We start from the raw sequence: 25281 nt of genomic DNA, 5'->3' as shown, positions 1-25281 counted from the left end.
GAGGCATAGGGCTAATCAAGTTGAGCCGCATGAACGACGAGGTACCTATCGCCACGTGACTTTGGAGATTGGGAAAAAGATCGAAGAGGGGTACGTCAAACATGAGGATGTTGGCCGGTCCCAGAAAGATATTTATTCGCGTATTATCGGATCGCAGTTTGGGTGTACGACAAGACGAAGCAGAGAAGACTTTCGAATCGTTTCGCGTAATGGTGAGCCGTTTCCGACATTCAATCAGATTGCGTATTCGGTCCGGAAAGCTTTCGATCCCGATCTCCTGAAAGAAGCCATATAGACTTAGAGCTACTTCACTTTGTGCGTGACAGAGGAGAGCAAGCAGGGTGCGCGACCTCCGTTTGCACTGGATCTCTCATGCAAGGCGCTGCGGGCTTCTAAAGGGCTATGAAGCAACGACACATTGGGGTTGGCACGAGATATTGTCATCTCTCGGAGTGAAGCCCGTGCAGAAGCGCGTTGTGCGTGATCGAAATCGACTGTCGGGTGGGGGAGTGACTGCGGGACTGGACTTCGGACTTAAGTTACTTGCGATTTTGGGCGGCGAGGAGGCCGCCAGGACGGTGCAGCTTTTGATGGAATATGATCCCGCCACCATTCAACGTTGGGAATCCCGAGAAGGCAGGGCATGCTCTGGTCGAAAACGCCCAACGGATACTCAAGGCTCGTGCAGGGTGCAAGCTCACGATTGAGCAACAACAGGAATTTGAGTTTCCTTTGGAGAATAATCGGCCGCAGCAGATTGCCGGCATGGCTGAGTAAGATCGACTATGTGGGACGCCAGAATCGCTTGGCGATTGCTACAAAGCGCCTGTCCTGCCGGCATGCTGTTATCGTGAATGCTGTATCTCAGCCAGAATCTCATGAGTGTGTTCGCCGAGATTAGGCGCTAGCCGGCGAATGTCTCCAGGCGTTCTGGAAAATTTCACCGGTATCGAGATCGTCCGCAGAGGGCCTTCCGTCGGGTGTATGTCGTCGCGGAAAAAGCCGGTCGCTGCAAGGTGCTCATTTTCGAGAACCTCTTCGGGTGTCAAAACTGGCGTAGAGGGTATATCGGCATCGCGCAGCAAGGTCATCCAATCCCCAGTACTGCGCTGTGAAATGATATCGGCGAGAATATCGTAGAGCGCATCGATATTCTTGCTACGTTCGTTCAGTTTTTCAAAGCGAACGTCACTTGCGTAGTGTGGATATCCTGCTACTGCGAAGAAGCGCTGCCATTGTGCATCTGTATAGGGCAGCAGGCCGATAAAGCCATCGCGGGTCCGATATGGCTTGCGGTGTGCGGACAAGACACGGTCATAGCCCATCGATCCTTCAGCGGGTCGAAATGTCTCGCCAGCAAGATGCTCGGTGAGCGTGAACGACACCATGGTCTCGAACATCGGTACTTCGATCGCCTGGCCTAGCCCAGAGCGCTCTCGCTCATACAATGCCATTGCAATCGAATAAGCGGCGGTCAGGCCCGCAGTCTTGTCCGCCAGTATGGTGTTGACGTAGGCTGGTCCGTCATCACTATTGCGGCCTTGCAATGACGCAGTACCACTCATTGCCTGGACGATGTCATCAAAGGCTGGTCGGCCTGCATACGGGCCGGTTTCCGAAAAGCCATACGCACCGCAATAGATCAGGCGCGGATTGAGTGCACTCAGCGTTTCGAAGTCGAAGCCGAGCTTGCGCATCGATTGTGGTCGAACATTGAAGATCAGCACATCTGCGGTCTTTGTCAGTTCGAGAAATGCATCGCGACCTTCGCTACTTTTGAGTTCAAGTACGACACTGCGCTTGTTGCGGTTCAGATTGAGAAACGCCGCTCCCATCGCCGGGTTGCGATTCGACGACACATGTCGAAAGACATCGCCGAGGTGGGTCTCGACCTTGATGACGTCCGCTCCCATGTCGCCAAGAATCTGCGTGGCATAGGGTCCCATTGCAACACTCGTCAAGTCTAAGACGCGAATACCGTCCAGCGGTCCTGCCATGATTGCATACTCCAAAGCTCGACGGACAGGCGCATTGCCTGTCTTCCATTTATTTGGCCGCGGCAAGCGCCTTTTCCATTTCACCAAGCATCCGGGTGCCCGGTCTGCCGCGACTGTCCAGGCCACTGGCCCACTCGCGACCGACTTTGGAGAATGCGCTGTCCATCAACGTTTGATCCGCGGCCGTGAAGGAAATGACCCTCATGCCTTGCGCCTTGAACTTGTCAATCGACTGATTTTCGGTCGTCTCGAAGCGCTTGCACGCATTGAGAGAATTCTCTTTGCCTGCTGTCATCAGCACGGTCCGCTCATTAACGGATAGCTGTTTCCAGCGATTCTCGCTAATCGAGTAGGTCAACACCACGGTACCGAAGCTGCCGCCGACAGTGCCCTGCCTGACCAGATTGCTCAGGCCATACGCGAGAGCGCTCGAATAGGGAAATACCGCCCCGTCGATCGTGCCGCGCGACAGGCTTTCATACACCTCGGGTGGCGTCATCCGGACTGGCACCATGGACAGATTGTGCAGCATGAAATCCATCGCACCACCCGCTGAGCGGACCTTGAAGCCAGCCAGCCCCTGCACGCCGCTTGCCGGCTTTTTCGACGACAGCAGGATCTGGTATCTGGGTAGCATCAGTATCAGCAGCGGGATCACATGATTGGGTTCGAACTCGCTTTTCTGCAGGAAGCCACCGTCATGCGTCATGGCCCACAACGCTCGTGTGCCCTGGCAGTCGTCTTTGAACGCGCCGGGCAACTCGAATGCGGCAGACAACGGCATTTTGTCCGATACATAGGAGGGCCCGACGTAGCCGATGTCCACGACACCTGACTGTGTCAGCATCAGCATGTCTTTGGCTTTGCCAAGTTGCTCGCCGGGAAAGTACTGGAGCTTGAGTTGACCTTTCGAGTCCCTTTGCACCTGGTCAATAAACGGTCGGGTCAGTTCGCTAGCAATGAAGTGACCGTTGGGCAAACTGTCGGCGAGACGTAGCGTCGTTTCAGCATGTACGTTGCAGCAGGCGAGTGTCAGCGCAGCAAACCGGGAAGCCGCCCGGACTATTTTCTTCATCGATGTCTCCTGTTGTACGGCAGGCTTAACGAACAACCTTGGCTGGATCCTCCCCATACGGCGGCGAATAGATCACAAGCAATTGGACGGGCTCATCGCTGACCGCAGTAAAAACATGGGGTACATCGGCTGGAAAGAACACGGCATCGCCCGCGATCATTTCCTGCCTCTCACCGCCCACCTCGGCGATCGCACGCCCAGCCAGCATGTAGCACGCCTGCTCCAAGCCCGGGTGAGCATGCGGCAACGCGCCCTGGCATTTTTCGATCGTGCCGTGTACCACTTCGAAGTGTTTCGCACCCGTCGTGTCTGGCGAAATGAGACGGCGATTGGTGGTGCCTTCGTGGTTGGCCGGGTGATAGCCCGGCATCTCCGACAACCGGACAAAGTATCTGGATTTCATCTGCGCCTTTATTGCATATGGCCAGGGAGCCAAAGAATGAGACTGGGGAAGCACAGCAGTACGGCGATCGCGAACAGGTGTGCAATGAAGTGTGGCCAGGTGCCTTTGAATACCTCGGCTACAGGACGATTGGCGTAGCGCGATACGATGAAGCAATTGAGTCCGATCGGCGGCGTGATCATGCCGACTTCAGCGGTAACAATCTTGATGACACCAAACCAGATCGGGCTGAAACCGAGTGCGACGATGATTGGAATTACGACGGGCACAGTCAGAACGAGGATCGCGATCTGATCCATAAAAGCACCCAACACGATGTACACGCAGAGGATCGCCACCACGATGACCCAGCGGTTCAGCGCAAGGTGCCCCACCCACTCGATCAGGTCCTGCGTGACATGGGTCAGCGTGAAGAAATAACCGAATAACTGGGCGCCGAGCAGGATCGTGATGATCATGCAGGAGCCACGCGCTGCGCGTACGGTCGCTTGTCTGATCAAGGCCGGGCTAGCCTTGCGTTTCCAGATCGTGAGCAGAAATGCGCCGGTTGCGCCCATCGCCGACGCCTCAGTCGGCGTTGCCACGCCGCTATAGATGGCACCCGTTACCGCGCCCATTAGCAGCAGCATCGGTCCCACCACACGCAGCAGCCGGATCCGCTCTCGCAGACCGACCTTAGGGCTGGCTGGCGCCGCCTTCGGGTCGCGCCAGGCGAGGAAGGCAACCGTTAGCATGATCGTCAGCGTGATCAGCGCGCACGGGATGATGCCTCCTACCAGCAACTGACCGATATTGGCCTGCGCAAGCAGGCCGAAGATAATCAGCGTCACGCTGGGCGGCACCAGCATCGCCAGAGTGCCAGAGATTGCGACCACGCCGGCTGCAAGGTCTGGCTTGTAACCTTGCCGGATCATCGCCGGCAGGCTGGTCGATGACAGGGTTGCAGCCGAAGCGGTGCTGGTGCCGCACAGCGCACCAAATGCGGCGCCGGTGACCGCGGTCGCCATGCCCAGTCCGCCGCGATAGCGGCCGACCCAGGCGGCGGCTGCAACAAACAGCTCATCTGCGATACCGCTGAGTAGCACGAACTCGGCCATCAGCAGGAACATGGGGATAGTGATCAGCTCATAAGAGCCCACAGTGCTTAGCGGGGATGTGCGCAGCACACCCAGCAGAACATCCCAGTTGCCGGTGACAAACAGCCCGACGGCACCTGCGGTACCCATCGAGAAGCCAACCGGCACACCGAGGGCGAGCAGCGCGAACAACAGCCCCATCATTGCTACAGACATCGCCATGCCTATTCCCCGAAGTGCGCGCCAGCGAGTGGCAGGGCATCGACGACGCTATGTCCCCGCATCAGGCTGAGCGCGTTTCCGGTCAACCTGAATACAAGTCGCAGGACAAGAAGTCCGCAGCCTAGAGCGACCAGTGCCGAAGAGATCCAGGTGGGCCACGCGATCAATCCCGACACGACATCCTGACCCAGGTAGCTTTGCCAGCCTCGCATGGAGGCGGCACAACAGATCAGACCGAACAGTGCAATGCCGACCACGTTGGTCAGCATCTCGGAGATTCGTCGACAGGGCTCCGGCCAGTTGCGCACGAGGATGTCGACGCCGACATGCGCATGCGCCGCATACGAATCGGACAGGCTCAGAAAGTAAACGCCAGCGATCAGATACAGGCCAATGAGATCGTAGGCCCAGCCCAGCGGATGGTTGAACAGGTGGCGCGACGCTACGTCGCAGAACACAATCAGCATGATCGCAAGCATCAGTACGACCGTGACCACCTGACATAGTTGTTCGACCGCGAGAAGCAACTTCTCGAATCGTTTCATTTACTTGTCTCCGACTGCATGTAAGTGATGTGCCGGCCCAAATGCGAGCCAGGATTTTCTGCGCACACTCCAACGACCGGTATCAGCAGCGTTGGAGAGACGTATCCATTTGCACAGGACTTCGGACAAAAAACGTTGCAGGTTGATGTTTCACCTAGTGAAACATCATTTCGATAATTATAATCGAGGTGACCGACGTGATAAGACGGGTTTACCCCTCACGCCTGCTATGCTGGAGTTGGGTAGCATGCTGTGACTGTCGGGAGTTTTCACGCAATCCAGAGGTACTAAGGACTCTCATATTGAAACGATAATTCATCTATTGAAATGTCTTCTTACGAACCTATTGCAGCGTTGCTACGCGGTCTCGAGGTGCTGAAAGTGCTCAATGAAGGGGGGCCGCAAGCGATCGGAGACCTGTATCGGGTCACGGGTATCGCAAAGCCGACCTTGGTGCGTATCGTGGAAACCTTGCAGCACGCCGGTTACGTGAATGCCGGAAATGCCGACAGGCGGTATGCCGTGACGCCGCGAGTATTGAGTCTCGCCAACGGGTATGAGGAACAGCGCTGGTTGCTGGAAGTGACTGGCCCGCTACTGGACGAGTTGCGCAGCCTTGCCGGGTGGCCGGTCGAACTCGGTGTATTTGACACCGATGCGATGGTCATTCTGAATACGAGCCGGCAGCCCGGCTATCTTTCCGTTAACCGGAAGCCCGGCTCGCGCGTGCCCCTGTTTAAAACCGCTTTGGGACGCGCTTACCTGGGGGCTTTGCCTGAACAGGAAAGCGATGCGTTGATGGCGAAGCTGGCTGTGCGACCCGAGGACGAGTTCGAGGCCGCGCGCAGCCCGCGCAATTTCCGTCGCTTGCTCGAAGTCATCCGGGAACAGGGGTATTCGACGGCAGACCGCGAGACACTAACTAATGGACGTGCGATAGCTGTTGCCATCGTGGCGAATGACAGGCCGGTCGCTAGCGTCAATCTTGTCGCGCACGCGTCCGCGATGTCGATGGATGAGCTCGAAGATACGTGGGGACCAAAAATTATCTCGCTAGGCAAGCGTATCGAAGATGCGCTCAGGAACTCATGATGTTGCAACGAAGTCGTGCCTGCTTCTGTCCACGATGACTGGCCGATTTTCATCGATGCTATCCTCCCGCGCCCTGGAGCAGTTCATTGTTCTGGCGGAAGAGTTGCACTTCGGTAGGGCGGCAAACCGGTTGCATATATCGCAACCACCGTTGAGCCAGGCCATCATGCGGCTCGAGCAAACCATCGGGGTTCAGTTGTTCCTTCGAAAGAGCCGGTCCGTATCTCTGACCGACGCTGGGAGTGTGTTTCTCGTAGAGGCGCGAAGACTGCTGGAACAGCAGGAACTGGCCATTGCACATACACGCGAAGCGTGCATTGGAATGACTGGGAGAATCTCTCTGGGTTTTGTCGGCTCCGTCAGCTACGGACTGCTCCCAGAACTGCTGTCGAAGTTCAGGCGCACGTATCCCGACATCGTGTTTGATCTGCGTGAACTTCCTTCGTCTGGGCAACTCTCCGCATTTCGCACAGAACAGATCGAACTAGGAATCGTGAGGCTGCCATTGAGCAACGCCAGCGACCTCGAAATGAAGGTGATTGAACGCGAGCGCATGATTGCCGTTTTGCCCATCGGCCACCCGCTCGCAAAGCGGCAAATCGTCGAATTGAAATTGCTTGCCGACGAAACCTTCATGATGTTCCCCTCTCATCTAGTGCTAAGCCTGCATGCAAAAACGATGATGGCGTGCCACGCCGCCGGCTTTAGTCCACGAACAGGACTTGAAGCATGGCAAATGCCCACGATGGTTAGCTTGATAGCTGCGCAAATGGGGATCGCTCTTCTACCGGAACAGGTCAAGCACATACCTCACCCGGGCGTTGTGTACCGCGATGTAACTGGAGACCAGGGCCACCTGAACCTCGAAATCGCGTTAGCTTGGCGTCTCCAAAACCGGTCGAGAATCTGCCAGCAGGTGATCGACGCGATTCCTGCCGCATGAAGTGTCTTGACACGGACTTCGAGATCGGATGTCGTGTCAATTCAGGACGGGGTTACACAAGTGAAATTGCCTGCGCTGTTAATGTCGCCAGTCCCTTTGTACTTTTCGACCATTGGATAAGGGCAGAGCGGACGACTTCTGGTAACGCCGTTTACCGTACCCGACCCAACGATCGTCGACGTCGCACTCGTCGCGTCAGGCGCAATCCCTTTCTCAACCCAGTTTTCAAGCGGAGTGAGCCAGTCCACCGTACCAATCGGGCCACCAGTGCAGTGCCCCATACCAGGAACCATATACAGGCGGGCAAACTGATTGACCATATCGGGCCCCATAGCGTCCTGGATTCGTCCCCAGGAAGCGACGGAAAGATAGGGAGAGATCAGGGGATCGGCCCAACCGTGGTACATAATGAGTTTGCCTTTGTTTGTCTGGAATGCCGAGAGGTCAGGATTGATCGCATCATAGATTGAGCCGTACTGCGATCTGCCCCTGTCAATATCGGTGTCCCAATTCAAAGTGAGGATGTCGAAATTGGGATTTCCCTTAAGAATCAGCCGGAAGAAATCGTAGTAGCTCCCGCTCTGCAAACTCGTTGTCGAATTCCAAGTTGTTACCCAGCCTCCTTCGCTCCCAATCGCGTACCCAGGCGACACCGACGCGCCTGTGTCCTGACGCTTCGGACCCGCATAGATATCCTTCGCAGATTGAACCTGTGCCGGCGTGAGACAAGTAGCCGGATTCGCGCCAGGCGCACCGCACTGCAAAGTCGCGGGGTCGAAGCTACATTGCCTCGGATCGTCGATCTGACCGTCAACCAACCCGTCCTTCGCATCGCAAGCCGAGATGACGGCGGTGTTTAACGCAGCTAGCTGCGCGGCGTTCATTCCCCCCGCACGGTTATTCTTTAGAACTGATACGCCGGCCCAGGCCTCCGAAGACATCATGCCGAGCCAGTCGCCCCCGTGTGAGCCAGCAACAATGCCATCATAGTCATCGGGGTATCGTTGAGCTTCCATCATCCCGTGATGACCGCCCTGTGAACAACCCACGTAGTAGGAGTGCACAGGCCGCGAGGAAAAATAAGTGTTGGTAATGTCCTTACTTACCACCGTCACCACGTGCTCGGCGCGGTATCCGAAGTCGATTATCTGATCGGTTTTGACGGTGTTTGTTGAAAAATCGAAGGCCCACGATTGTTCAAAAACATCCGTGCTGGTGTGCCCGTTGTCGTGCCCCATGACCGCATATCCCCGAGCGAGAGGATCTACCATCGAGGTGTAGTTGATAACGCCCGTGGAGCCACCATCAGCGCTTCCCACAAACTTCGAATTCCATTTCTCGCGGTCTAGCGGCAACCACACCTCAAAGGCGATAGTGGAATTTGCTACTGGTTTGATCACACCTGTCACACGACAAAACGGCGTAGTCACGCTAAGACTCACGGGCGTCAGGAAGTTGGTCGGCGTCTGGAACGGTGTGCCAGCACCCGGTGTGACTTGAACGGCACTTGTAATCGTTGTGGGTATTGCACCCGAATAGTTCATCAGACTCGCGCAGTTCCCAGCGATTGTCGCTGATGACGGCATTACGGAAGTGCTACTGATGCCTTCACCGCATGCGGAAAGCACCGCACAAGCGGCAAGTGTAAGTGCGCTAGCAGCCTGCATTGTCTTGCACATTGTCATCTCCTGTCTCGTCTAGTTTTTTTTGGTTTGCGCTTGCTTTATCGAACTGATGGTAGAGCGAGGATGATTCGGATAACAATATTATTTTTAGACGTGATCCATATCACAGACCATATGACAGCATGCGAGTCACAGGTCATCTGTGCGAGACCGGATCAATGCGTAGTCAGTTTCAGGTAAGCAGCACAACCGAGACTGATTGAGTTGCGCCGAATGGAAGGAGGGGCGGCTAAAATCTTGGACTGGTTTATGCCGCGATCCCGAGACTTTTCCGGTATTCCAGAGGATCAGAGAGCCAAGCGAGACCTTGATTCGCGCTATGTTATATACGCGGATATAAGCGTCGAGGGTTTCGATGGATTGATCGACAGTCGTAGCCCGCCAGTCACGAGGATAAGACAGTTCGGTCTTGAGCCAACCGAAGAAGCCCTCACAGGCTGCGTTATCGGGCGAGCATCCTTTGCGTGATATCGAGCGAACGAGCGTGGCATCGCGCATCCGCGATAGCCGTCCCGGCCAACGATAGTGTGCACCGCGATCGGAGTGGAGCACTGGTCGCTCATCACTATCAGCCGAAGGCAAGCTCGAGCGGATCTTCACGTCATGGGAGACACCCGCTCCCGAAGTATCGATTCTCTATCCGAAAAAACGTCATCTGCCGGCACGAACGGAGGCCACGATGGACGTTTTCACAACTTGGATCAGGAAGGCCATTCGTGACGCAATTTGAGTGACAGGGAGTCGCGGAAGCAGCAAGGCCCCCTTTTGTACTCGATCCGACCGCAGCGTGGCTGCCGGCCGCACTCATTGCCGCACAACTATTCTCTCCAGGCGACTCGAAAGTAAGCGTCAATCTGAGGCCGTCTTGACGATCAGAATTTGACCTCTGAGAGCAGCTGATTCGCGAGCACGAGATCGAAGGCGGCGGGATCGAAGCTGCCGCCACACCACTCGAGGAAGTGGTCGTGCTCCTCGTGCGTCGGATTGGTGATCGCTTCGAGGAAGTCGGCATATCCTGGCACTCCACCAACGTCTTCTGGTGGACACGCATTCTGCCCGTCCAGGCACAGCGACCGGCGCATGTCTGGATCAGGCACCAGCGCCTTCTCGACTTTGATCCGATGCTGCCAGTTGTCGCCGTAGTCGTAGATGTAGGTGAATGACTTCAGCCCGCCCAGCGCCTTCGCCAGCGTGACCCGTGCTTCATTGAGCATTGGTGGATCGCTCTGGAATCCGAGGTCATCAGGTTCGCCATAGTTGGTTTCGCCGAAGACGAACTCGTGCAGGTGCCCGCCTTCCCATCCCATGGCCAGTTGCAGCACGACATGCAGCTTGCCCAGCCGGATCGAGCCGGGAACGATGATTCGTCGCCAGATCGCCGGCTTGATGTACTTCAGCTCAACGCGCAGTACGTAATCGGGCACTGGCGCCTTGACCAGGCGCACGGCAGGTTTGCGGGGCTGGGCCATCGGATTGATTGTCAGGCAGCTTGCTGCTCGATGTGTGCAGCCGGCATCAGGCGCCACGGCAGCAACTCGTCGATGCGGTTGATGGGATGATCGGCAATGCGCTCAAACACCGTGCGCAGGTAACCGATGTGTTCGTTGTTCCTCAGATCATCCTTGCAACTGCCTACATGCAACAACGGCAAAGAATGATGCTATCCGCGATATGGTCGCCATTTCGTATGGAATTTCTGAGCTATGTCCCCAGGATAAATTTCATCATCGCGGGACACGAGCGCACTCATGATTGCAGTTGCAACGACTTCAGGGGATACCTTAGGTAGGGGCAGGCTCGCACTCATTGCGGTATCCATAGGCCCGGGATAAACACCGATCACTCGCACGCCCCACGGCTGCAACTGAGCTCGCATCCCTTGTGTAAGCGAGTGTGCCGCCGCCTTCGATGCGGAATACGAGCCGCACTCCACCAGGTGCTCAAACGCCAGTATGGAAAGGAGATTGACAAAAGTCCCTTCTCCACGATCTTTCATCAATGGGGCGAGTGCGCGAGCCAAACGTAAGGGCCCGAAAAAGTTGACTTCCATTTCTTCCCGCGCCGCACCTTCGCTACGGCAAAATAAAGCGCTATCTTGCCGATTGCTACCAGCGTTATTGAATACCAAACTCACATCAGCTACGAGCGGGATCAGAGCATCGATGCTGTCTGGATCGGTGAGATCAAGCCGCACCGGGATAATTAGGCGGTAATTAGAGGCATCGGCGAATTTGTCTGGATTGCGTACTGCGGCATACACTTTACAACCTCGGCCTGCTAACGCACGTGCTAACACCAGGCCGAGCCCACCGTTTGCGCCGGTGACGAGCGCTGTGCGGCCTTCAAAAAAAGATTTGCTTTTTGAGTTCATTTGCGATCCACGTTGAATGAGCGATAAGAATGCTCTTGATGAAATCGTCTGGCGTCTGACCGTCAGAAGAAAATGCCTGAACGAGACATTTCTCCATCAGCTGCGGTGTAGTGGAATTTCACCGAGCCGTTTAATCTAAATTCGGTCAGCTTTTTCTCTATAAATCCGCCGACTTTGCTGTCAAAGGTTCGGTCCCGCGTTCAGCGGATGAGCTCAAGATCGTCTCTTGCGTAGAGTAATAGCACGTCGCAGAAACACGCATGTTATGGGCAACCCGCTCCTTGACTGCCTCGGCATCCGCCTCAAGGAATGCGTCTAATATGTGTTTCATATGCTTTAACGCCAACTCGCGAATGGCCTTGTCACGAAGCGTCGCGAGTCGGACGGCTTCGACATGATCGCGTAAGCGGTCAATTGTCTGTACGAGATGAGGATTGGGCACCATTCCAACCCAGGTCAAGCGGAAAGCGTCGGACGAATCCATGAAGCCTGGGATATCGTCATTAGCGTAGGCACGCTCGGCCGCGGCGACCATCGAACGCATCTCGGAAAGCCCCTTGATCGAAGCGTTCTTGCAAGCATCGCCAGCCGCAGCGGGCTCAAGCAGGAGCCGAGTTTCGAAAATATTGGCGATGTCAGTCGGAGTAAAGCGGCGCAGAACGAACCCGCGCGAGGTTCCTTCAAGAAAGCCCTCGCTCTTCAGTTGCAGCAATGCTTCCCGCACGGGCATACGTGAAACGCCCAATTGACTGGCGATCTCATGGTCAACCAATTTGTCTTCGTATGTAATCTCGCCACTTCGCATTTTGTCGCGCAAGTGACGGTACACCTGTTCCCGGATGCTCTGTTTGGGTTCCTGCATCGCGGTGTTTGGCGTCGCTTTCGCTGCCACGGTTAACGATGTCGGCATGACTGTACTTCCATCTCTTCTAGGTACCGGTTGAGGTGGGCAAACAATCCATGAGCTTACAGCGATTCTAGCCGTTGCCGTGTCTACGTCACGTGGAATCACTGTAGCTTTGAAGAGCGCTTCGCCTTTGATTCGCAAGATGTCGTGCTCCTGATTGTATGGCGGGCGATCGGCACGTCATCCTGCCCTACGTGCGGAAGCGGCCACCAAAGCGGCCGATTTAATTTGGTCTCTACCTCGAATCTGCGTAGACCCTTCCGAAAACGACGCTGACCCCACGCACAATGGCTCGCTTCCCCGTACAAAAGAGGGACAGGCACTTTCGGCGTATTGTAGCATGTCGCACAACTTACAGTATACTATTGTTTTTAGCTTAACATATTGATTTATAACGATAATTAAAATAAATAACAATTTTCTTGAATAAATATCGTAAACAATATACTGTTTGTTCCGTGGTGAAGTTATTTGATCCAGGCGGCTGCCAGCCGTCGCGCAATGTCGGCACAGTTGCCGTATGACCCGCCTGAAGGTTCGGGCGAGGGCCACTTTGGAGAAGACGATGGCCGGAATAACGATAAAAATATCAGGGGACAGTGCCAGGAAATTCACGGGATATCTGGCGCTGCCACCCGCTGGACGCGGCCCGGGCCTGGTCTTGTGCCAGGAAATATTTGGCGTGAACGCGTTCGTCCGCAAAATGGCGGACCTGTATGCCGAAGAAGGTTACGTAGTTCTTGCTCCGGATTTTTTCTGGCGCCAGGAGGAGGGAATCGAGTTAGAGCCGGATGAGTCGGGCGTCAAGCATGCGATGCGTCTGCTCACGGGGGTCCGCGATGAGGATGCTGTGTCCGATCTCAACGCCGCATTGACTGTCTTGCGCCAGCGTCCGGAGCTGGATGGCCAGTGTGGTGTCGTGGGGTTTTGCCTCGGTGGAAAGTTTGCCTATCTGGCTGCGACGCATACCGATGCCGCCATTTCCATTGGCTATTACGGAGTAGGAATCGAGGATCTATTGGATCGTGCGGATCACTTGAAGAGCAAGTTGGTGCTTCATTTCGCCGGCAACGATGCCTTCTGCGATGAGTCGGCGCGCGCAAAGATATTCGCGGCCTTACAGCAGCAGAAGAATGCAAGCCTATATGTTTATCCCGGCGTCGATCACGCATTCGCCCGATTCGCGAGCCCGCATTTCGACAAGCGGGCGAGCGCGCTAGCCCATGATCGTTCGATTGCTGCGTTGCGTCACATCCTTGGACCGGATTTCGATCTTGAGGCGCTGTGGGAAAGGCACCTTCAGTTGGAGTTCGAGGTTCGCGATGCCGATGCAACGATGGCGACAATGGTCTCTGAACCCTACGTCAATCATATCCCGACGATGACTGGCGGAGTTGGTCATACGTCGCTCAGGCGTTTCTATCAGCATCACTTCATCCATGCCAATCCTCCCGACACGCGACAGATTCCAATCTCACGCACGGTCGGTGCCACGCAAATCGTCGATGAGGTCCTGTTCTGCTTTACGCATACCTGCGAGATTGACTGGCTATTACCGGGGGTGTCACCGACGGGGCGCTATGTTGAAGTTCCTCTGGTGGGCATCGTGAAATTTCGTGGCGACAAGTTGTGTCATGAGCACATTTATTGGGATCAAGGGAGTGTTCTGGCTCAGATTGGTTTGCTCGATACCGAGCACTTTCCGGTAGCCGGCATCGAAACTGCCAGGAAAGTCATGGATGAAACACTGCCGAGTAATACCTTGATGAAACGCTGGGCAAAGAGTGCTCCCGACGCCCCGTGACGTAAAGAGCGCTGCTCATCATTTCCGGGTGACCATACTCCGCACATGACGTCCATTTGCCGGACGGAAGGGTTCGCGAGTTCACCCTCAACGCTCGATCGTGTACTACATCACCGTGCAGGAACTTATGGAACCGAAACACATTGATTATCCAAAGGACGTGAGCGAGTGGAACGTCGCTCCGTCGCAACGCACGCTCCCTGCACTGCTGAAGGCCCGTGCCACAGCCCGTGGCAATGCCATTCTCTTTTCCGATCGTACAACGGTATGGACAACTTCTGATGCGCTAGATGCGGCTGCGCGACGGGCCGGCGCTTTGGCGGCCGCAGGGGTGAAGCGTGGCGATCGGGTAGCACTGATGTGCTCGAACCGTGTGGAATTCATGGAGATCGTGCTTGGATGTGGTTGGCTCGGCGCAATCGTGGTACCAGTCAACACCGCGTCACGGGGCCCGCAACTGCAACACATTCTCGAAAATTGCAAAGCGCAACTGATGGTAATAGAAGCCTCATTGACCGACGCGATTGGTGCGCTCGATTTCTCGAGGGTTGCCCTGAAGGTTGTATGGCTCATTAATGACGGCGCGCCGGCTAAGTCCCTGCCAGTGTCCTGTGAACAGCTTCCTCCGAGAGGCGAGGCACATGAAGCCGCCGATGTCAGGCCCGGTGATACGCTCGCCATCCTTTATACATCGGGGACATCCGGTTTATCGAAAGGCGTCGTCTGCCCGCATGGACAGTTTTATTGGTGGGGCATCTACTCATCAAGACATATCGGGATCACGGCAGGAGATACGCTCTATACCGTCCTGCCGCTGTTCCATACCAATGCCCTGAACAGTTTTTTCCAGGCCCTGGTGACGGGAGCAAGGCTAATCGTCGACAAGAAATTCTCTGCAAGTCGATTCTTTGCGGCGTTGGCTGAGACCGAGGCCACGGTAACGTACCTGCTAGGGGCGATGGTTCCCATCCTGTTGTCGAAAGCGCCAACAGACATGGAGCTCCGCCACAAGGTCAGGATCGCCCTGGCTCCGGGTGTGCCGGAGCAATTTCACGCCAGTTTCACCGAACGTTGCGGGATTCACCTGCTTGACGGATTTGGAACAACAGAGAGCAATTGTGTCATCGGGTGCGGTGTTGCCGACCAGCGTGCCGGATGGATGGGACGTGTGGCGCCAGGTTTTGAAGCACGCGTCGTTGACGAGAACGACGAGCCGGTGCCGGACGGACATCCTGGCGAGCTGACCCTGCGTGCCTCGGAGCCTTTTGCGTTCTCGAGAGGCTATTTCTCGATGCCTGAAGCGACAGTCGATGCGTGGCGCAATCTATGGTTCCACACCGGAGATCGGGTTATTCGTGATGCTGATGGCTATTACAAATTTCTCGATCGGCTTAAAGACGCAATCCGTCGCCGTGGCGAGAACATCTCGTCATTTGAAGTCGAGCACGTCCTGCTAAGTCATCCCGCGGTCGAAACCGCCGCGGTTTTTGCGGTGAGGTCCGAACTTGCCGAAGACGAAGTAATGGCTGCACTCGTGTTGCGCGACGGCGAGATCCTTGAGCCGCTTGAGCTAATCCGCTATTGCGAGCCGCGTCTACCGTATTTCGCAGTGCCACGCTTTATCGACGTTCTGCGCGAGCTACCCAAAACCGAAAACGGCAAGATCCAGAAGTACAGGTTGCGCGAGAAAGGCGTGACCGAAAGAACCTGGGATCTCGAAACGTCGGGATACCGGCTCAGACGCTCGTAGCAGCTATGCCCGCCGGGTGCTCCAGCCATAGTCTGAGACCCGCAAAGTGCGCAACGAAGCAGTGACGGACTATTTTTATCTTGCCGCAAGGCGGCACAGAGGAAGCTGTATGGCAACGGCGCAAGGTTCTCCAACGTTTGTCGCGACGCCGGTCGCATTCGAGCACGTTGCCGTCGGCTCTGGAGCGCGGCCAAGCGGCACCTTATTGAGCTACAGGGGTGCCGGCGATCGGTGCGAGGCCCTGCTCATGCTGCACGCAGCATTGCAATGCATGACATGCTGGCGAGGAGATTGAACATGCACTCACGCGAATTCTCGGGTGTGATGGTATGCGCTGGAGTGGAAGTTCCATATCGGCGGCAGGCTCCCGAAGGTACGACGGGTGATCTACTTGCGCAAGCGTTTCGTATGGCGCTCGCCCAATCGGGTTTCGCTGCAAAGGAAATCGACGGACTCGGCGTGGCGTCCTTTACCCTTTCTCCCGATCACGCGATTGACCTCGCGTGGCGCCTTGGCCTTTCGCCTCGGTGGTGCATGGACGACTGCCACGGCGGTGCCAGCGGAATCAATCTGCTCCAACACGCGGTGCGTGCTATCCAGTGCGGTGACGCGAATGTGATTGCGCTCGTATCGGGCGACCGCTTCCAGCCCTCGGACTTCAAGCAGCTCGTTGATCACTACAATCTGACAACGCGTGTGTGGCTGCGTCCGCTCGAGAGCGGCGGCCCGAACGCGCTGTTCGCCATGTTGACCCAGCAGCATGCGCAACGTTATGGCCTGTCGCGTACCGATTACGGCGCGCTGTGTGTGGCGCAACGTGGATGGGCATCACGCAATCCTCAGGCGGTTTATCGTACGCCACTGTCAATCGATGCTTATCTGGACGCACCGCTCGTCGCTGACCCACTGGGCCGTTTCGATTGCGTACCGGTGGTGAGCGGCGCGAATGCGATCGTCGTTGCGCGTACGGACCTCGCAAAGCATGGTACTCGCGTTGCGGTGCGCGCACTGCGATGCGCTTATAACGTCGACCACCAGATGGGCGATGGCCTGCAGACGTCGCTAGTCACGCTCGCGCCGGCGTTATGGCGCGACGCAGACATGACGCCGGACCAAATGGATCTCGTGTCTGTATACGACGACTATCCGGTGATGGCGCTCGTGCAGCTCGCTGACCTGGGTTTCGCGCCTGACGCGGACCTGCGCGCGCTGATCTCGCGGATATCGTCCCACGAATTGCCGGTCAACACGTCAGGTGGACAACTTTCCGCGGGGCAGGCCGGCGCGGCAGGCGGCATGCATGGACTGGTAGAGGCGGTCACTCAACTGCGCGGCGAAGCGGGCGAACGACAGGTGCGGGATGCAACGCGTGCACTGGTCAGCGGTTACGGGATGGTCGAGTACCGGTACGGCATGTGTGCGAACGCAGTGGTGCTTGAAGCTGTCGGCGGAGGTAGCCAATGAGTCTGACGGTCTCCAGTTGCATCCGCTGCGGCACGACTGTGTTCCCGGCGCGCTACCTGTGTCCCGTGTGCGGGGGTGCCGAATGGTCGGAGATCGAAGCAGCACGCGGCACAGTGACCGCGCTGACGGTGGTCCGGCACCGGGTCGGAGCACACAACAGCGGTGACGTTCATCTGGCAAGCGTTGCGATGCAGGCGGGCCCAACCGTAATCGCATGCCTTAAGTCGGTCGCGGAGAAGGGCGATACGGTATGCCTTGCACTGGATGAGCAACATCGAATCGTGGCCAGCCGCAGTTGATGCAGTCGTGTTGCGTTGGCGCTAAATGCGCTGTGCTCGAGCGGCAGGTGGGTTTGAACTGTGACTTATCAATTCGGCAGCAGTAAGAGGAAAAGGAATTTCTGTAAAAGATACCTGATATTTCTTTCGGTATCCTATTTATAAGTTGATTCGATGATGTAGAAAGAAGCACATCGCTTGACGGAATCATTGGGCGCAGCCTCACGCGGTCCAGCACTCAGAATGGAGATCGCGCAAGGCAGACGCAAGGCAGCATTTTCGCAGGGCAATCAGTCGATGGCTTCAGCCACCAACTCGCGAACGATTGCCTTGAACACAACTCCGGGCGCCCGACGATGACAGCATCCCGGACCGTACGGACCCTCGTCGCTGTGATAGACAGGAGCATGAACATGGCAGGGAACACTTACGATAGCTATCGGGAGAGCGTGGCGGGCCGTGCGAACGTCGCAGATACGCCGGCACTCGCTGCCTACTATCAGCAACTCGAACAACTCGACGCAGGCGCGCTATGGACCGTTGCCAACAAGATCGAGCCGTGGCAGCCGAAGTCCGAATCGGTTCCGGTGCTGTGGCGCTATCGCGATCTGCGCGAGCACGTGCTGCGCGCGGTTGAACTTGTAACCCCGGAGCAGGCAGGGCGCCGCGTCGTGTATCTGAACAACCCAGGCCGACGCGAAGTATCGGCCGCGGTGGGCTGGCTGTATTCCGGTTTGCAGGTGATGAACCCGGGGGAGGCGGCCTCGGCACACTCTCATTCGGCGTCGGCGTTGCGATTCATCATGGAAGGCACCGGCGCATACACGATCGTCGATGGTCACAAAGTGATGCTCGGGAAAAACGATTTCGTGCTGACGCCGAATGGCACCTGGCACGAGCATGGCGTTGCGGCTTACGGCACGCCCTGCATCTGGCAGGACGGCCTCGACATCCCGCTGGTGAACGCGATGGAAGCAGGCTTTTACGCGGTGCATCCGGACTTGCAGCAGGCGATCACTCACCCGGTCGACGATTTGACCGCGATCTGGGGCGCAAAGGGCCTGCATGCGCAGAAAGGGGACTGGGACAAGCACTATTCACCGCTATTCAAATACGAATGGGAACCCACCTATGAGGCGCTCACGCAATACGCGCGCGTATCGGACGGCTCGCCGTTCGACGGCGTGCTAATGAACTACGTAAATCCAGTGAACGGCGGCCCGGTGATGCCGACGATCGGTGCAAGCATGCAATTGCTGCGTCCAGGCGAAAAGACCCGCGCGCACCGTCATACCGGCAGTTTCATCTATCAGGTCGCGAAAGGCAGCGGTTGTTCGATCATCAACGGCCAACGCTTCGACTGGACGGAGCGCGATATCTTCTGCGTGCCTTCGTGGGCGTTCCACGAGCACTCAAACGCTTCATTGTCGGACGACGCGTGCCTGTTCTGTTTCAGCGATCTGCCTGTCATGCACTCGCTCGGGCTGTACCGTGAAGACGCCCTTGCGGAAAACGGCGGCCATCAGGTCGCGTCGGACTGACTGCAATCGGCTTCTTTCTAACCAGTTTCTATTTGCTGCCCGGAGAGGGCGGCACTGATGGAGTCATTTCATGCGTCTCGTTACCTACCGTCCGGAAGTTTGCGCTGCTGCCCGTCTAGGATCGATCGTCGATGGAACCGTCATCGATCTGGCGCGCTTCGGTGCAACCACTGGACATCCGCTGCCGGCGAGCATGCTCGAATTCATTGACCTCGGTCCGCAGGCCGTGCTCTCCACGAGTTCGCTGCTCGATGAGCATCGCGGCAAGTGGCCGGTCGGTGTTGCCGTGCCCGTGCAAAACATCAATCTGCTCGCTCCGATCCCGCGCCCGCGAAAGAATATTTTCGGTATCGGCTTGAACTACGTCGAGCACGTTTCCGAATCGAGCCGGACGCTCGATACGTCGAAAGATCTGCCGAAGGAGCCAGTAATCTTCTCGAAGCCCCCGACGGCGGTGATCGGCCCGGGCGATGCGATCGAACACAACAGGGCGATCACGCAACAACTCGACTGGGAAGTCGAACTTGCCGTGATCATGGGCACACGCGCGAAGGGCGTAAGCGAAACGGATGCATTGCAGTACGTGTTCGGCTACAGCGTCATGATCGACATAAGCGCACGCGACTGTCGGCGTGCGGGCCAGTGGATTTACTCGAAGGGGCAGGACACCTTCGCGCCGTTCGGTCCGTGCATCGTCACCGTTGATGAAATCCCCGATCCACAGACGCTGAACCTGAGCCTGACGGTCAACGGCGTGATGAAACAAAGCTCGAACACGCGCCACATGCTGTTCAATGTGCCCGCTTTGATTGCGGACATCAGCAAGGCCATTACGCTGGAGCCGGGCGACATCATCGCAACTGGTACGCCCGAAGGCGTCGGCGCAGGTCGAAATCCGCAGGAATGGTTGTGGCCGGGCGATGTGGTTTGCGCTCAGGTTGAAAGCATCGGAGAACTCCGCCATCCGGTCGTGGGGGTCTGAGCCTGTGCCATTCGTATGACGCTATCCGGTCGGCAACTGGCCGGCGTCAAATTTTCCCAACAAAGTGCGAGACGTCTTCCATGCTGAATCTCACGCAATTCAAAGCAGCGGCCGTGCAGGCCGCTCCCGTGTTCCTTGACACCGACGCCACCGTCGACAAGGTCTGCGGGCTGATTCGCGAAGCCGCAGACAACGGTGCGCGCCTTGTCGCGTTCCCCGAGGTGTTCGTCGCCGGCTATCCGTACTGGAACTGGGTGATGAGCCCAGTCGAAGGCAGCCCTTGGTTCGAGAAGTTGTGCAGATCCGCCATCGAAATACCTGGGCCGGAAATCCGACGCATCGCAGGGGCAGCTAAGGCGAACCATATCAACGTCGTGATCGGCGTGAACGAACGCAGCCGCATGGGCATTGGCACGCTCTACAACACGCTCGTCACAATCAACGACGAGGGCCGAATTCTCGGGAGACATCGAAAGCTCGTGCCGACGTGGGCCGAAAAGCTGACGTGGGCCAACGGCGACGCGTCCGCGTTGCGGGTACACGATACGAGCATAGGGCCGCTCGGCTCGCTAGCGTGCGGCGAGAACACGAATACGCTTGCCCGTTTCAGCCTGCTCGCACAGGGCGAGCTTGTGCACGTAGCGAGCTATATCTCGCTCCCCGTCGCACCGCCTGATTACGACATGGTCGAAGCAATCCGCCTGCGAGCGGCTGCGCACTGCTTCGAAGGCAAGGTATTTACGGTGGTCTCATGCTCGACCATTTCACCGGAAATCATTCAGACGATTGGCGCATCGCACCCCCAGGCTCGCGATTTGTTGGCGCGTCGAAACAGCGCGTTCTCGGGGATTCTCGGGCCTGACGGTCGAGTGATTGGTGAGCCGCTAATCGATGACGAGGGCATCGTCTACGCTGATATCGACCTGTCGCGCTGTATCCAGCCGCGCCAGATGCACGATATTACCGGTCACTACAACCGCTTCGATGTGTTCGATCTACGCGTGAACCGCAAGCCACTCGCGCCCGTGCAATTCAACGATGAAGGCAGCGGGGCATCGGATGTCGACGCCGAAACAGTGCAACTCAATGCTTTCGAAACCGTGGAGAGCAAATGATGGCTCAGCAGCGCGTTCTGCGTATCGGGCAGATTGTCCCATCTTCCAATACGACGATGGAAACCGAAATCCCTGCGATGTTCCGTAGGCGCGAGCGAGACTCTGACGAGCGCTTCACATTCCACTCTAGTCGCATGCGAATGAAGAGGGTCGTGAAGGAAGAGCTCGAAGCAATGGATCGCGATAGCGACCGCTGTGCGATCGAGCTTTCAGATGCTCACGTCGACGTGCTCGGCTATGCGTGCCTGGTGGCCATCATGAGCATGGGCGCTGGCTACCACCGGGTGTCGGAGAAGCGTCTGTTCCAGCGAACGATGGAGAACGGGGCGCCTGCCCCCGTGGTGACGAGCGCAGGCGCGCTGGTTGACGGCCTGCACGCGATGGGCGCAAAACGCGTTTCGATAGTCTGCCCTTACATGAAGCCGCTGACGAAGTTGGTTGTTGAATACGTTGAAAGTGAAGGTATTGAAGTGAAAGACTATATTGCGCTCGAAATTCCGGACAACCTGCAGGTTGCCGCGCAGGACCCGGAGAAACTGCTCGCCATCTATAAACGTCTCGATCGCGGCAACATCGACGCCCTCGTGCTGTCAGCCTGTGTCCAGATGCAGTCGTTGTCGTCGATCCAGAAGGTCCAGGACGAGTCGGGTGTCCCGACCATGTCGGCGGCGGTCGCGACTACGTGGCAAATGCTGCGACGTCTGGAAATGCATACGGAGGTCTCGGACTGCGGCGAACTTTTGTCCGGCAGATATTGAACGTGAGACCGATACCGGCGAACAGGCTGTGAGATCACCCGAACATAGCGTGCGTTCGCCATACCTTGAACTTGTGGGAAGACCGGTATGAACTCTGATATATCGATTGTGAGCGGTCCTGCGGCGACGCGGGTACCCGAAGCAACGTTGCGGCGCACAGTGCTCACTTCGATGATAGGGCAGGCGCTGGAATGGTACGATTTTTTTCTGTACGGCACCGCGGCCGCCTTGGTGTTTGGCGATCTCTTTTTCCCCGCTGGCACGGATCCGCTCGTTGGAACCATTCTGTCCTTCGGTGGATTCCTCATTGGCTTCATGGTACGGCCGATCGGCGGGATCGTATGTGGACACTTGGGCGATCGTGTTGGACGTAAGAATGTGCTTATCCTGACCCTGCTCATGATGGGCAGTGCCACCTTTCTGATGGGATTGCTGCCTACCTATCACAGCATTGGTATCTGGGCGCCTGTGTTGCTGCTGGCATTGCGTGTCGTCCAAGGCCTTGCAGCCGGCGGTGAGTGGAGTGGAAGCATTCTTATCATTAGCGAGAATGTGCCGGCCTCGCGGCGCGGCTTTCTGTCCGCATGGAGTCCTGCCGGGGCAACAACTGGCTTCGTGATGTCATCTGCGGTATTTCTTCTTGCTCAAATGCTGCCGCATGACGCGTTCATTCGCTGGGGTTGGCGTTTGCCGTTCCTCGCTAGCATTGTCATTATCGCCCTGGGTTTTTACGTTCGCAAACAGATCCCGGAAAGTGCTGAGTTTGTGAAGGTTAAGCGAGCCACAGTGCGCGTTCGCACGCCCATCGTCGAAGTGCTCCGGCGCCACCCCAAAGAGCTCTTGATGGTAATGGGATTGCGTTTTGGTGAAGGTGGCGCGTCGTATATTTTCTTCGCATTTTCGCTGGCGTACGGCAGGTTCATTGGCCTGTCCAGCAACCTGCTGTTGGGCGCCCTGACGGTTTCCATGGTGCTGATGATCCCTTTCTCGCTATGGTTCGGTCATATGTCGGATCGCATCGGTCGTCGCGCGGTATACAGGTGGGGCGCACTAGGCGTCATAGCGGTCGCGTTTCCTTTTTTCCTGATGCTTCAGTCCGGGCAGGCATGGGTGATCGTGCTGGCCTACGTTCTGTCTACCAGCGTGGCTCTTGGTGCCCTTGAGGGTGTGCAGCCAGCCTACATGTCGGAGCTTTTCAACGCCGATGTGCGCTACTCGGGCTTGGGACTCGGGCGCGAAGTGGCCTCGGTCCTCGGAGCGGGCTTATCTCCGATGCTGGCGACTGCCTTGCTGGCGAAATACCGAAGCCCGTGGCCGGTCGCCATCTATTTAGCACTGCTGGGTCTATCTATCGTTGTCGCGCTGAGATTCACCCCCGAGACTTTGCCGCCCGAAGAGCGCGCTAAGGAGCGATCGGTATGAACGCTATCGTTTCACGGCTGGTGCACGATCTTGAGGCGGGAGAGATCTGCGATGGCGACCGCCGCTACCTGATCATGCGACCTGATGTACTCATGGGGACGTTGAAAAGCCTGGACGACACGACGCGCGAGCGCGTGCTGAGTTCTCTAGCCAATTCCGCGGCGCTCCATGGAGGACGCAGCGTGCAAGCGTACGGCAAAACAGCTGTCGGCCGCGCGTTGCTAGAAACTATGTGTGATGCATCGGCTGGTCTCGGCTGGGGACGATGGTACATCGAAGAGAGTGCCGAAGAACTCAAGCTGACTGTGCACAACAGTCCGTTTGCATGGGGCTACGGCGCTTGCACCCATACAGTCTGTGCGCCGATAGTCGGCATATTTCGAGCCGTCGCCACCCAGTTCTTCGGGACCCCCGTCGTGGTTGAGGAGTTGGAGTGCGCGGCGATGACATCTCAGCTGGCTTGTCACTTTGTCGCTAGTCGGAAAGGTGGCACTTTACCCGGTAATCCGCAATGAACCACCTGTCTCAATACCGCAGCGACCCCGACGCCATCCGAGCGTTGTTCGATAAAGATCGGGTGCATCGGGATGTCTACCTGAACGAGGAGCTCTTCGATCTCGAATGTGAACGACTGTTTATTCGGAGCTGGGTCTTTGTCGGTCACGCCAGCCAGGTACCCAATACGGGCGACTTCATCACGACTCAGATCGCCCGTCAGCCGGTCATCATGATCCGGCAACCCGATGGCTCGATCCGCACTCTGCTTAATCGTTGTGCCCACAAAGGGACAATGGTGATCTCTTTGCCCTCAGGCAACGCCGGCAAGTTCCTGCGCTGCCCCTATCACGCTTGGACCTATCGCACGGATGGCAAACCACTTGGCGTGCCGCTGCGCATTGGCTACGAAGGCACACGGCTACACGAGTGCGAAGCGTCTGCCGGGCTTGACAGCCTGGCTTGCGAAAATTACCGCGGTTTTGTGTTTGCGCGTATGTCACCCGAAGGCATTTCCTTTCGTGATTACTTCGGAGATATGTTGGGCGTGCTTGACAATCTAGCCGATCGATCGCCCGCTGGTGAAGTGCGCGTGGCCGGTGGCATTTTGCGCAGTGTGATCCCGTGTAACTGGAAGATGTATCTCGAGAATATTGTCGACGCGGTGCACCCGATCTCCACCCACGAATCGGCCTGGCAAACTGCTCGAGACGCGGTGAAAACGTGGCCCGAGGATACCCCGCGCCCGATGGAGTTGGAGCAATTACTGCCATTCGGCTCAGGCTACGAGTTCTATCAGCAAGCGGGGGCGCGCGTTTATGCGAACGGACATTGCATCCTTGGTACTCGCGCTAGCATTCATTCCGGCTACGGCGCGCCGCCGGGATACGAAGACGCGATGCGCGCAGCGCACGGGGAGAAACGTGCGAAGGAAATCCTAGCGTTTGCCCCCCAGAACTCAGTGTTGTTTCCAACTTTGGCGCTGAAGAGTTCGCCGCAGACCTTGCGCGCAATCCGCCCACTCGCTGCCAACCGAACACTTGTCGAGATTTTCGCCTTGGCGCCCGTGGATGCGCCTGACGAACTGCTGCAGCGAACCTTGACTTACAACCGGCTCGTATTCTCCCCGATGTCCATCGTTGCGCATGACGACATTCACGTCTTCACGACCATGCAGCAAGCGTTGGCTTCCAGCGGCAATCCATGGATAAGCTTACACCGCGAATGCCAGGTCGATGAAGGTAGTCAATTGCCCGTGGATGTTAGCGGCAACAATGAAATTCTGATGCGCAATCAGTTTCGCGCCTGGGTTGACCTGATGGCTACCCACGATTGATTCAATATGAGGACTGAGTG

The 25281-nt window shown here is 56.9% G+C and carries 22 protein-coding genes and 2 pseudogenes; 13 read left to right on the top strand and 11 right to left on the bottom strand.

Annotation, left to right across the window (positions count from 1 at the left end):
• Window positions 1–845 precede the first annotated feature (845 nt).
• From BUS06_RS18665 to BUS06_RS18645, 5 genes are read right to left on the bottom strand one after another with little or no spacing between them, the layout of a single operon-like run.
• On the bottom strand, window positions 846–1997 hold the full coding sequence (locus BUS06_RS18665) for a CaiB/BaiF CoA transferase family protein (protein ID WP_074265599.1): 1152 nt from the start codon (window positions 1995–1997) through the stop codon (window positions 846–848).
• 49 nt (window positions 1998–2046) lie between these two features.
• The gene (locus BUS06_RS18660) at window positions 2047–3072 is read right to left on the bottom strand and encodes a TRAP transporter substrate-binding protein (protein ID WP_074265598.1); all 1026 of its coding nucleotides are present in this window, start codon (window positions 3070–3072) and stop codon (window positions 2047–2049) included.
• 25 nt (window positions 3073–3097) lie between these two features.
• Window positions 3098–3475, bottom strand: coding sequence for a cupin domain-containing protein (locus BUS06_RS18655; RefSeq protein WP_074265597.1), 378 nt, complete (start codon window positions 3473–3475; stop codon window positions 3098–3100).
• 8 nt (window positions 3476–3483) lie between these two features.
• Window positions 3484–4773: a TRAP transporter large permease gene (locus BUS06_RS18650; RefSeq protein WP_167379395.1), complete on the bottom strand. Its 1290-nt coding sequence runs from the start codon at window positions 4771–4773 to the stop codon at window positions 3484–3486.
• A gap of 2 nt (window positions 4774–4775) precedes the next feature.
• Entirely contained in the window at window positions 4776–5318 is a 543-nt protein-coding gene (locus BUS06_RS18645) for a TRAP transporter small permease (protein WP_074265596.1), read from the bottom strand.
• Between the two features lie 327 nt (window positions 5319–5645).
• Here BUS06_RS18645 and BUS06_RS18640 point away from each other — a divergent pair, with 327 nt between their 5' ends.
• Entirely contained in the window at window positions 5646–6410 is a 765-nt protein-coding gene (locus BUS06_RS18640; protein ID WP_074265595.1) for an IclR family transcriptional regulator domain-containing protein, read from the top strand.
• A gap of 55 nt (window positions 6411–6465) precedes the next feature.
• Window positions 6466–7353, top strand: a complete 888-nt coding sequence (locus BUS06_RS18635) for a LysR substrate-binding domain-containing protein (protein WP_074266185.1) — start codon at window positions 6466–6468, stop codon at window positions 7351–7353.
• A 41-nt stretch (window positions 7354–7394) separates the two neighbouring features.
• On the opposite strand, the gene BUS06_RS18630 is transcribed toward BUS06_RS18635, so the two are convergent.
• From BUS06_RS18630 to BUS06_RS18605, 6 genes and pseudogenes are all read right to left on the bottom strand, one after another.
• The gene (locus BUS06_RS18630; RefSeq protein ID WP_074265594.1) at window positions 7395–9032 is read right to left on the bottom strand and encodes a tannase/feruloyl esterase family alpha/beta hydrolase; all 1638 of its coding nucleotides are present in this window, start codon (window positions 9030–9032) and stop codon (window positions 7395–7397) included.
• Between the two features lie 253 nt (window positions 9033–9285).
• A pseudogene (locus BUS06_RS18625) lies at window positions 9286–9611 on the bottom strand (IS3 family transposase); the annotation flags it as partial.
• Window positions 9612–9910: 299 nt separating this feature from the next.
• The gene (locus BUS06_RS18620; protein ID WP_074265593.1) at window positions 9911–10507 is read right to left on the bottom strand and encodes a plasmid pRiA4b ORF-3 family protein; all 597 of its coding nucleotides are present in this window, start codon (window positions 10505–10507) and stop codon (window positions 9911–9913) included.
• A gap of 11 nt (window positions 10508–10518) precedes the next feature.
• Window positions 10519–10629: pseudogene (locus BUS06_RS18615) on the bottom strand (transposase domain-containing protein); the annotation flags it as partial.
• A 69-nt stretch (window positions 10630–10698) separates the two neighbouring features.
• Window positions 10699–11409 carry an SDR family NAD(P)-dependent oxidoreductase gene (locus BUS06_RS18610; RefSeq protein WP_074265592.1) on the bottom strand — a complete coding sequence of 237 codons (711 nt, stop codon included), beginning with the start codon at window positions 11407–11409 and terminating at the stop codon, window positions 10699–10701.
• 157 nt (window positions 11410–11566) lie between these two features.
• Window positions 11567–12319: a GntR family transcriptional regulator gene (locus BUS06_RS18605; RefSeq protein ID WP_083611462.1), complete on the bottom strand. Its 753-nt coding sequence runs from the start codon at window positions 12317–12319 to the stop codon at window positions 11567–11569.
• Between the two features lie 562 nt (window positions 12320–12881).
• Here BUS06_RS18605 and BUS06_RS18600 point away from each other — a divergent pair.
• The 11 genes from BUS06_RS18600 to BUS06_RS18550 all read left to right on the top strand — a co-directional run bounded on the left by BUS06_RS18600 (window position 12882) and on the right by BUS06_RS18550 (window position 25261).
• Window positions 12882–14120 carry a dienelactone hydrolase family protein gene (locus BUS06_RS18600; RefSeq protein WP_074266182.1) on the top strand — a complete coding sequence of 413 codons (1239 nt, stop codon included), beginning with the start codon at window positions 12882–12884 and terminating at the stop codon, window positions 14118–14120.
• A gap of 127 nt (window positions 14121–14247) precedes the next feature.
• Window positions 14248–15870: an ATP-dependent acyl-CoA ligase gene (locus BUS06_RS18595; protein ID WP_074266181.1), complete on the top strand. Its 1623-nt coding sequence runs from the start codon at window positions 14248–14250 to the stop codon at window positions 15868–15870.
• 297 nt (window positions 15871–16167) lie between these two features.
• Window positions 16168–17334 (top strand): thiolase family protein, encoded by a 1167-nt coding sequence (locus BUS06_RS18590; RefSeq protein WP_074265591.1) that lies wholly within the window; start codon window positions 16168–16170, stop codon window positions 17332–17334.
• Window positions 17331–17633: a Zn-ribbon domain-containing OB-fold protein gene (locus tag BUS06_RS18585; protein ID WP_074265590.1), complete on the top strand. Its 303-nt coding sequence runs from the start codon at window positions 17331–17333 to the stop codon at window positions 17631–17633. Before BUS06_RS18590 ends, BUS06_RS18585 begins: the two co-directional genes overlap by 4 nt.
• A gap of 392 nt (window positions 17634–18025) precedes the next feature.
• Window positions 18026–19153, top strand: coding sequence for a cupin domain-containing protein (locus tag BUS06_RS18580; protein ID WP_074265589.1), 1128 nt, complete (start codon window positions 18026–18028; stop codon window positions 19151–19153).
• 70 nt (window positions 19154–19223) lie between these two features.
• Window positions 19224–20135 (top strand): fumarylacetoacetate hydrolase family protein, encoded by a 912-nt coding sequence (locus BUS06_RS18575; protein ID WP_074265588.1) that lies wholly within the window; start codon window positions 19224–19226, stop codon window positions 20133–20135.
• A gap of 80 nt (window positions 20136–20215) precedes the next feature.
• Entirely contained in the window at window positions 20216–21250 is a 1035-nt protein-coding gene (locus tag BUS06_RS18570; protein ID WP_074265587.1) for a carbon-nitrogen hydrolase family protein, read from the top strand.
• A complete protein-coding gene (locus BUS06_RS18565) occupies window positions 21250–22008 on the top strand; it encodes a maleate cis-trans isomerase family protein (protein WP_074266180.1) in 759 nt (252 codons plus the stop codon). The genes BUS06_RS18570 and BUS06_RS18565 overlap by 1 nt, the downstream gene beginning before the upstream one ends.
• A gap of 87 nt (window positions 22009–22095) precedes the next feature.
• Complete coding sequence (locus BUS06_RS18560) at window positions 22096–23430, top strand: MFS transporter (protein ID WP_074265586.1); 1335 nt, start codon at window positions 22096–22098, stop codon at window positions 23428–23430.
• Complete coding sequence (locus BUS06_RS18555) at window positions 23427–23945, top strand: V4R domain-containing protein (RefSeq protein WP_074265585.1); 519 nt, start codon at window positions 23427–23429, stop codon at window positions 23943–23945. The genes BUS06_RS18560 and BUS06_RS18555 overlap by 4 nt, the downstream gene beginning before the upstream one ends.
• Window positions 23942–25261 (top strand): aromatic ring-hydroxylating oxygenase subunit alpha, encoded by a 1320-nt coding sequence (locus BUS06_RS18550; protein ID WP_367946956.1) that lies wholly within the window; start codon window positions 23942–23944, stop codon window positions 25259–25261. The genes BUS06_RS18555 and BUS06_RS18550 overlap by 4 nt, the downstream gene beginning before the upstream one ends.
• Window positions 25262–25281 lie beyond the last annotated feature (20 nt).

Origin of the sequence: Paraburkholderia phenazinium, from assembly GCF_900141745.1 — a bacterium.
Lineage (GTDB): Bacteria > Pseudomonadota > Gammaproteobacteria > Burkholderiales > Burkholderiaceae > Paraburkholderia > Paraburkholderia phenazinium_B.
The sequence above is the reverse complement of the archived record's forward strand: the minus strand, read 5'-3'. Positions and strand labels throughout refer to the sequence as shown.